The organism is Pseudoalteromonas sp. Z1A6 (assembly GCF_011378745.1).
Lineage (GTDB): Bacteria > Pseudomonadota > Gammaproteobacteria > Enterobacterales > Alteromonadaceae > Pseudoalteromonas > Pseudoalteromonas arctica.
In genome coordinates, this window is record NZ_WTKW01000177.1 from 1 (window position 1) to 8,841 (window position 8,841).

Here is an 8,841-nt window from a genome sequence, read left to right on the forward strand (position 1 = left end):
CAAAAGATCGGTCAACCGATCAAAAATACCTTAACTGATCGGTGTTAGCTTTTAGTGGCGGTTAATTTTAAAGTCGAGTTGTACCTGAGAAGTAGCGCTAACGGGTTTGCCATTTTCGAACTTTGGTGCGTAACGCCATTGCTCAACAGCTGCTTGGGCTGACTTTTCAAATGCGTTGCCACCTTCAGAACTAAGCACTTTTAGGTTTTTTACAAAGCCAGCTGCGTCTACCTCAAACTCCATAACAACGCTACCATCGGTACTAAACCGGGCTTTATGCGCTGGGTATTTAGGATTAACACGATAGAGTGGTGTTTGCTCTTGCGATTCTTTCCATGGCACCATTTGAGCGATAGCGAGGCAATGTTTAGTTGCTTCTTCGCTTTTGCCTTGTTTTTCGTACAGACCTACCAGTTTAGAGTGAGCGGTTAGCTCAGCACTGTGATCGTATTTTAAGTTATCGTCAAACGCGGTAACTATGTTGTTTAATCGCTCAATTGCTCGGTTATATTTTTTACTACCTTCGGCAAATGAGGCTATTAAAAAATTGGCTTTAATTTGCTCTACCGAGCTACTCGGAATATTTTCACGGTAGTATTCGTCGGCTTCTTCTAGGTAGTTTTTAGCTACGCGATATTTTTTAGAGCTAAACTTTTTAGCAAGCAGCGTTGCCGCTTCTAGTTTCATGTCGGCTACAAACTTAGGCTTATTTTGTGTTTTAGCTATTTCAATTACTTGTTCTAAAAAGTTAGCTGCTTTGTAAGCTGATGTTGTGTAGTTAGCTTGGCCGAGTAGTGCATCAATTGTTTCTATTGATAGTTTACCGTGGTTTGCAGCTAAAATAGTATGGGCTTCGTTATAGAGTGCAAAACGCTGTTCGTTTAGCTCATCGCCGTAGCCTTTTATTGCTTTAGCGTAATTAATAGCTAAGTTGGCAGTATTGTCGTCGCTTTTACCGTAAACGGCTTTACCTGATGTGTAAGCAAGTTTGGCAGTTTGTTGTACGTTTTTGTCTGCTTTAACTGCTGCTAAATAGCTTTGGTATGCTTGGCTAAATACCGTTTGAGGATCGCTTGCTTGGCTGGCGAGTGCTGTAGTACTTAAAGTTGTTGCGCTTAGAGCAGATAAACTTAAGCCTATAAATAAAGCGAGTTGCTGACGTTTCATAATAATCCCTATTAACTTTTAAATTGAAACTAGGTTGACGTAATTACAACAGTTTCTTATTAATATAATTTTTGACTGAATGGTAAAACTACTTAAAGGCGTTCAAAATACAGTTCAGCTTGAGTTGTTGCATTTACAGGTTTTCCATTTTTAAACTTTGGAGCGTAACGCCATTGTTTAACAGCGGCTATCGCTGATTTTTCAAACGCTTTAGAACCTTCAGAACTAATAACCTTAGGATTTTTCACAAAGCCATGGGTATCAACAGTAATCTCTAATATAACTATTACATGACTTTTAGTTTCACCGCGAGGGTATATAGGCTCGGTTATGTAGAGTGGATTTTGCTCTGAGGTATTTTTCCAGTGCGTATTTTTAGCAAAGGCTAAGGCGTGTTTAGTCGCTTTATCGCTTTCATCTTGTTTTTCATATAGCTGAACTAAGCCAACATGCGCATTAAGCTCAAAGCTTTGATCTAAATTTTTATATTTATCAAATAAGCCAACTATACGGTTTAGCCTTTTAGTTGCTTTGTCGTAATCTTTACGGCCACTCTCAAATGAAACCATTAAAAGGTCAGACTTTATACGCTCTACTGCATTATCAGGTAGCTGGGCTTGGTAATATTTATCTGCATCTTGAGCGTATTTTTTCGCTAAAGAATATTCGCTATGGCTAAACCCATAAAGTAATGTTTCTGCAGCTTCAAATTGCATATTAGCGACAAGGCCAGGGTCATTTTGTAATTCAGCGATTTTAATGAGTTGCTTAAAGTTTTTGACTGCGGTATCTGATTTATTCGTATGAGTGGCTTTGGCTAGTAGCGTATCCATAGTCTCTATTGAGTTTTCGCCATAGTTTTTAACTAAAATACGGTGGGCCTGTGAATACAAATCAAACCGTTTCTCTTCATTACCATACCCTATAGCCACAAGGTTCTTTGCAACATAACTGTTGATGGCTTTAGCGTAGTTAATAGCAAGCTTTGCCGTTTCATTGCTATTTTCTCCATATAGAGCGAGCCCTTTTTGATAAGCAAGTTGTGCTTCTTTTTCAGCTTGTTCTTTGGCTGCAACGAATGCTGAGTCAGTTTCTTCGGCGTTTGCAGATACAACTTGAATGCTATTTACTTGGTTTGCGAAAGTGTAGTTAGCAAAGGCTAATAAGCTTAATCCTATTGATATGGCGAGCTGTTGGTGCTTCATAATAATCCCTATTATTTATTAGCCCATAAAATTACCAAAACTATCAAGGTCTGTCATTATTTTAGGTAAATTAAAGTAAACAAGCGAAGTTGTAATATTCGGGTTATTAATTGCTTAACAATCATTGAAAATAACGCCTGTCGTCGCCATATAATTGCCATAAACAGTCTTGTACTACGGTGTATTTATCCTATTTTGTGATATTATCACTTTATTGTCGTGTCGTAGTTATTTAAATATTTGGATTTGTCGTGGCGCAAGTAAGAGCAAGAGTCCAGCTTAATGTTGGCAAAAATAGTGATATCCCTGCAGAAATAATCTCATTTACTGATTTAAAAGATGGTAAAGAACATATTGCTATGGTGTTTAACAACGCTGATACAGAGCAAAATGTACCGCTTATTCGTATGCATTCTGAGTGTTTAACGGGTGATGTATTTTACTCATCGCGTTGTGATTGCGGCGAGCAGCTAAATGAATGTATTGAAATGATGCACGAACAAGGCGGTATTTTATTATATTTACGCCAAGAAGGCCGTGGCATTGGTTTATACAACAAAATTGATGCTTACGTATTGCAATCGCAGGGTATGAACACCTACGAAGCTAATAATCATTTAGGCTTTGCTGATGATTTACGTGATTTTTCGGATGCGGTGTTAATGCTTAATGCGCTTAATTTAAGCCACGTTAAATTAATGACCAATAATCCTAAAAAGCTTAACGCATTAAAAGATGCCGGTATTAATGTTGACTCGGTTGTTGGCACGCATGCGCATATTAAAGCGGGTGTTGCGGGTAACAAGTCGTACCTAGAAACTAAAATTAAGCATGGCGCGCACATGTTAGATATTAAGAAAATTAAAAAACCTTAAGTATTTAATTACGTTTCGTCTATTAATACCCCCTCACGCCAAGTTATACTTGGCGTGTTTCGTTTTAAATTAAGAGCAAGTATGTCTACACAATTACGAATTTTTAAAGCCGATGCAGGGCTAAAGTGGTTAAAAGCCGGATGGCTTATTTTTAAAACCCAGCCAGCAACCTTTATCGCGATGTTTTTATTTATAGGTATATCTAACTTATTTTTTGCAATAGTACTACCTCAAAAATTGCAAGTACTTGCTTTATTGCCAATTTCATTTTTAACAATCGGGTTTTATCGAGCGGTATTAACAAAACAGCAAGGTGGAAAAATTATCCTCTTTGATATTTTCAAAGTATTTTCAAGTACAGGGAATCGGATAGGTTTATTTCGCTTAGCATTAATTCAAATGAGTATTGCACTTGTGTTGGAGTTTTTAGCTAAAGTGTTATTTCTTCAGGCTGAGGCTGTTATCAATGATCCTAATACAGCTGCTATATTAAGTGATCCCAATATAACTATGCCCCAAATCACTCAATTATTTCAAAGCATTTTGAGTAGTATTCCGGTAATTAATATGATTTTATTTTTGATTGCTCTATTCGTTTACTTAGCTTCATTTGCTTACGCAGGGCCTTTGGTATATTTCAATAATGAACAAAGTATTTTAACGGCGCTTAAAAAATCGTTAATGGTGTTTTATCATAACATTTTGCCACTTGGCGTTTTTGGCCTTATTTGCGCATTATTTATGGCGCTTTCGATGTTCTTATCGTTCTTACCACTGTTGATTTTAATGCCAATTTGCTACATTAGCTTTTTTGTATCTTATCAAGCCATTTTTATGCCTGTTGTACCACCAAGTGACGACATTAATGTTAAGCCTCTTAGCAGTGAAGAAAGCGGGCGTTTTGACGCTTAATGGATGATAAATTAAAGCAAAAGCTAAAAAATTATGTACTTTGGTTACTAGGGCGCCAAGAATATTCGCGTCGTGAGTTAACGCTTAAGCTACAGCAAAAAGAAGCTACAGAAGAGTTTATTGAAAACTTGCTTGATTGGTGCGAAAAGCATAATTTTATTAACGAGCAGCGATACTGTGAAGGCTTTGTAAGAAAACACATATTTAAATGCCACGGGCTTAAGCGAATACAAAGCGAAGCTATGGGCAAAGGGATTGATCGTTCGCTACTTGAATTAGTAGTAGAGGAGCTTGAAGTAGATTGGTTTGAGCTTGCGCAGGATGCGTACAATAAAAAATATTCGAATACACCGGCCGATCTCGATTACAAAGACAAAGCTAAGCGCGTGCGCTACTTAATGTATCGGGGTTTTAGCTACGATGAAATTAATTTTGCAATGCAAGCACAGTAAATACAGGTGAGACTTTCAAATGCAGCACATGACTACCGCACAAATTAGGCAACAGTTTTTAGACTTTTTTGCCAGCAAACAACACCAAGTTGTACCTTCAAGCTCGCTTATTCCGGGTAACGATGCCACGTTGTTATTTAACAATGCCGGCATGGTGCAATTTAAAGATGTATTTTTAGGCGCAGAAAGCCGCCCTTATACACGTGCGACTAGCTCGCAGCGCTGTGTACGTGCTGGCGGTAAGCATAACGATTTAGAAAATGTAGGCTACACTGCTCGCCACCATACATTTTTTGAAATGTTAGGTAACTTCAGCTTTGGTGATTACTTTAAGCAAGAAGCTATTAAGTTTGCATGGGAGTTTTTAACTGAAGAAGTAAAACTACCAAAAGAAAAGCTCCTAGTAACTATTTACCACGATGACGAAGAAGCGTTTGAGTACTGGTCAAAAGACATTGGCTTATCTGAGGATCGTATTATTCGTATTGCTACCTCAGACAACTTTTGGTCTATGGGCGATACCGGTCCGTGTGGTCCGTGTTCTGAAATATTTTATGACCATGGCGAACACATTTGGGGCGGACCTCCGGGCTCTCCAGAGGAAGATGGCGACCGTTTCATCGAAATTTGGAATCTGGTATTTATGCAGTACAACCGTCAAAGCGACGGCACAATGTTGCCTCTGCCTAAGCAATCTGTTGATACGGGAATGGGCCTTGAGCGTATTTCTGCTATTTTGCAGGGCGTGCATTCAAACTACGAAATCGATTTATTCCAAGGCTTAATTGCCGCTGCTGCAAGTGTTACTAATGCACAAGATATGGACGATAAGTCACTACGTGTAGTGGCGGATCATATTCGTTCGTGTGCGTTTTTGATCTCAGACGGTGTTATGCCATCTAACGAAGGCCGTGGTTATGTACTACGCCGTATTATTCGTCGTGCTGTGCGCCACGGTAATAAGTTAGGTGCACAAGGTTCGTTTTTCTATAAATTAGTTGCTGCGCTAATTGAGCAAATGGGTCAAGCGTACCCTGAGCTTGCTAAGCAACAAGAAATTATCGAAAAAGTATTACGCATTGAAGAAGAACAGTTTGGTAAAACACTTGAACGTGGCTTAGCTATTTTAGAAGAAAGCTTAAGCGACCTTAAAGGCGATATTATACCGGGCGACTTAGTATTTAAGCTTTACGATACGTACGGTTTTCCAGCTGATTTAACGGCCGATGTTGCGCGTGAGCGCCAGATGACAATTGATCATCAAGGCTTTGAAGAGTGCATGGCCGTGCAACGTAAAACTGCGCAACAAGCGGGTAAGTTTGGCGCTGATTACAATGACCAATTAAAATCAGATAAACACACTGACTTTAAAGGTTACGACAGCACGCATCACAGCGCGACCGTGGTTGAAATTTTTGCTGGCGGCGAAGCTGTGCAATTATTAGAAGATGGTCAACAAGGTATTGTAGTACTAGACCGCACACCGTTTTACGCTGAATCAGGCGGTCAAACGGGTGACACGGGTACTATTACAGTTGCTGGTGGCGAATTTAATGTTACTAATACCACTAAGCTTGGTAATGCTTTTGCTCACCACGGTACTGTACAAGGCCGTATTGGTGTTAATGACAAAGTTGACGCAACTATTGATGATACGCGCCGCGACAGCATTAAGAAAAACCATACCGCTACGCATATTTTACACGAAGCACTACGCCAACTATTAGGCGAGCATGTAGGCCAAAAAGGCTCACTTGTTCAGCCAGATCGTTTACGTTTTGACTTTTCGCATTTTGAAGCCGTTACTAAAGATGAGCTACGTGAAATTGAGCGTGTAGTTAATGACGAAATTCGTCGTAACTTTGCACTCAATACTGAGCTTATGGCTATTGATGATGCTAAAGCGAAAGGTGCTATGGCGTTATTTGGCGAAAAGTACGATGACGAAGTACGTGTAGTTACTATTGGCGACTACTCTATTGAGCTTTGTGGTGGTACGCACGTTGAGCGCGCTGGCGATATTGGTTTATTCAAAATTGTATCTGAAAGTGGTATTGCCGCAGGTGTTCGCCGAATTGAAGCCGTAACCGGTGCAGATGCTGTAGCGTACGTTAGCGAGCAAGAGCAACAACTTAGCGATGTTGCAGCTTTAGTTAAAGGCGATAGCGCATCGGTACTTGAAAAAGTAACTGCGTTGCTTGAAAAATCTAAAGGTCTTGAAAAGCAAATTGCACAGCTTAGCGATAAGCTAGCAAGTGCAGCGGGCGCGTCTTTACTTGATTCGATTGTTGAAATTAATGGCGTTAAGCTACTTGTAGCAAACGTTGAAGGTACTGAATCTAAAGCGCTTCGCGGTATGGTTGATGACCTTAAAAACAAGATTGGCTCAGGTGTTATTGCACTGGGTGTTGCCAGTGGCGACAAAGTAAGCCTAATTGCCGGTGTAACGAAAGACTTAACAGGCAAGGTAAAAGCCGGTGAGTTAGTTAACCATATGGCAGGTCAAGTAGGTGGTAAAGGTGGCGGACGTCCAGATATGGCACAAGCCGGTGGTAGTGAACCACAAAACCTTGCTGCTGCACTAGATAGCGTTACAGCTTGGTTAACTGAGCGTACTTAAGCCTAAGTGGCGCTTATTGTTCAAAAATTCGGTGGCACTTCGGTCGGCTCAATAGAGCGAATTGAAGCAGTCGCCGACCTTGTTGTTAAAACCAGACAACAAGGACATCAAGTGGTTGTGGTTCTCTCTGCTATGTCGGGAGAAACCAACCGCTTAATTAACCTCGCCAAACAAATTGATACTCGCCCGAGTAGCCGTGAACTAGATGTACTTATTAGCACCGGAGAGCAGGTTTCTGTATCACTGCTTGCTATGGCTATTATCAAACGTGGCCACTCAGCGGTGAGCTTATTAGCCGATCAAGTCAATATTCAAACCGACAACATGTTTGGTAAAGCCCGTATTGAAGAGGTTGCTGCTACGCGCTTAAAGCATGAGCTTGAGCATAATCGTATTGCTATTATTGCTGGGTTTCAGGGACGTGATATTGAGGGCAATATTACAACGCTTGGACGCGGCGGCACCGATACATCGGCTGTAGAAATAGCAGCGGCTATAAAAGCCGACGAATGCCAGATCTATACAGACGTTGACGGCGTATATACTACAGATCCTCGTGTTGAACCAAACGCGCGCAGAATGAGCCAAGTTACTTTTGCCGAAATGCTGGAGCTGGCAAGTTTAGGCGCAAAAGTTTTGCATATTCGCTCGGTAGAAGCTGCAGGTAGACACAATGTGCCACTTAGGGTGCTTTCTAGTTTTAATCCTGATGAAGGCACATTAATAAGTTTTGAGGAGAACGATATGCCAAGCAAGGTGGTATCGGGGATTGCGTTTAATTGTGACGAATGTTTAATTAAAGTAGATGGTGTGCCAAGCGGTACGCAATATCTTTCAAAAATATTGAAACTTTTTGCTGATAATGGCATCGAAATAGATATGATTAATCAAGTTAATCATATCTTTGAAAAAATAGACTATGCTTTTACTGTGCACTCGAATGATTATCTGCAAGCACTTGAATTATTGAGCGAAGATCAAGCTCAACTCAGTGCTCAAAATATAAGCGGATTACCAACAGTAGCTAAAGTTTCTGCTGTTGGAATGGGTATGAAATCGCATTCTGGTGTAGCAAGTTTATTTTTTGATGCATTAGCGCAGGAAAATATTAATGTAGTTTTAGTCTCGACTTCTGAGATTAAAATTTCAGTTTTAATAGATGAAAAGTACCTAGAGTTGGCAGTTCGTGCATTACACAAAGCATTTTTAACAGAAAATGGATAGATTGAGAGTTTTTACTTACTTTTCAGTCTAATTTTCATTAGTATGTTTAAGCGGAATCTTATAATTTTTATTGGAACATGGGAGCAAGAGAATGCTAATACTAACTCGTAGAGTAGGTGAAACCCTAATGATTGGTGACGAAGTAACAGTTACTGTTCTAGGTGTTAAAGGAAATCAAGTTCGAATCGGTGTTAATGCACCAAAAGACGTATCAGTGCATCGTGAAGAGATTTACATGCGCATACAAGCTGAAAAGTCGAACCCTAATCCGGGCAATGCTTAATCAACACGTATACGTAGTTGAGTAATTAGCTCAACTAGACTAAAAGCCACTCACTGAGCTGTCTCTTATACACAAATCCCTGCTAAGAAATTAGCGGGGATTT

8 protein-coding genes are annotated in these 8,841 nt (G+C 40.0%); 6 read left to right on the top strand and 2 right to left on the bottom strand.

The features are described 5' to 3' along the window. Positions 1 to 51: 51 nt before the first annotated feature. Positions 52 to 1,167 carry an energy transducer TonB gene (locus GQR46_RS12060; protein ID WP_165741082.1) on the bottom strand — a complete coding sequence of 372 codons (1,116 nt, stop codon included), beginning with the start codon at positions 1,165 to 1,167 and terminating at the stop codon, positions 52 to 54. Between the two features lie 92 nt (positions 1,168 to 1,259). Continuing rightward, the gene (locus tag GQR46_RS12065; RefSeq protein WP_165727240.1) at positions 1,260 to 2,372 is read right to left on the bottom strand and encodes an energy transducer TonB; all 1,113 of its coding nucleotides are present in this window, start codon (positions 2,370 to 2,372) and stop codon (positions 1,260 to 1,262) included. Between the two features lie 251 nt (positions 2,373 to 2,623). Between GQR46_RS12065 and ribA the strand changes: the two genes are divergently transcribed. From ribA to csrA, 6 genes are all read left to right on the top strand, one after another. Further along, complete coding sequence (gene ribA / locus GQR46_RS12070) at positions 2,624 to 3,247, top strand: GTP cyclohydrolase II (RefSeq protein WP_165741083.1); 624 nt, start codon at positions 2,624 to 2,626, stop codon at positions 3,245 to 3,247. 81 nt (positions 3,248 to 3,328) lie between these two features. Continuing rightward, a complete protein-coding gene (locus GQR46_RS12075) occupies positions 3,329 to 4,159 on the top strand; it encodes a hypothetical protein (RefSeq protein WP_165741084.1) in 831 nt (276 codons plus the stop codon). Further along, on the top strand, positions 4,159 to 4,611 hold the full coding sequence (locus GQR46_RS12080; RefSeq protein ID WP_165741085.1) for a regulatory protein RecX: 453 nt from the start codon (positions 4,159 to 4,161) through the stop codon (positions 4,609 to 4,611). The genes GQR46_RS12075 and GQR46_RS12080 overlap by 1 nt, the downstream gene beginning before the upstream one ends. 19 nt (positions 4,612 to 4,630) lie before the next feature. Then, positions 4,631 to 7,231 carry an alanine--tRNA ligase gene (gene alaS, locus GQR46_RS12085; RefSeq protein ID WP_165741086.1) on the top strand — a complete coding sequence of 867 codons (2,601 nt, stop codon included), beginning with the start codon at positions 4,631 to 4,633 and terminating at the stop codon, positions 7,229 to 7,231. 6 nt (positions 7,232 to 7,237) lie between these two features. Continuing rightward, entirely contained in the window at positions 7,238 to 8,455 is a 1,218-nt protein-coding gene (locus GQR46_RS12090) for an aspartate kinase (protein WP_165727243.1), read from the top strand. A gap of 91 nt (positions 8,456 to 8,546) precedes the next feature. Then, positions 8,547 to 8,738, top strand: a complete 192-nt coding sequence (csrA, locus tag GQR46_RS12095; protein WP_004587515.1) for a carbon storage regulator CsrA — start codon at positions 8,547 to 8,549, stop codon at positions 8,736 to 8,738. Positions 8,739 to 8,841 lie beyond the last annotated feature (103 nt).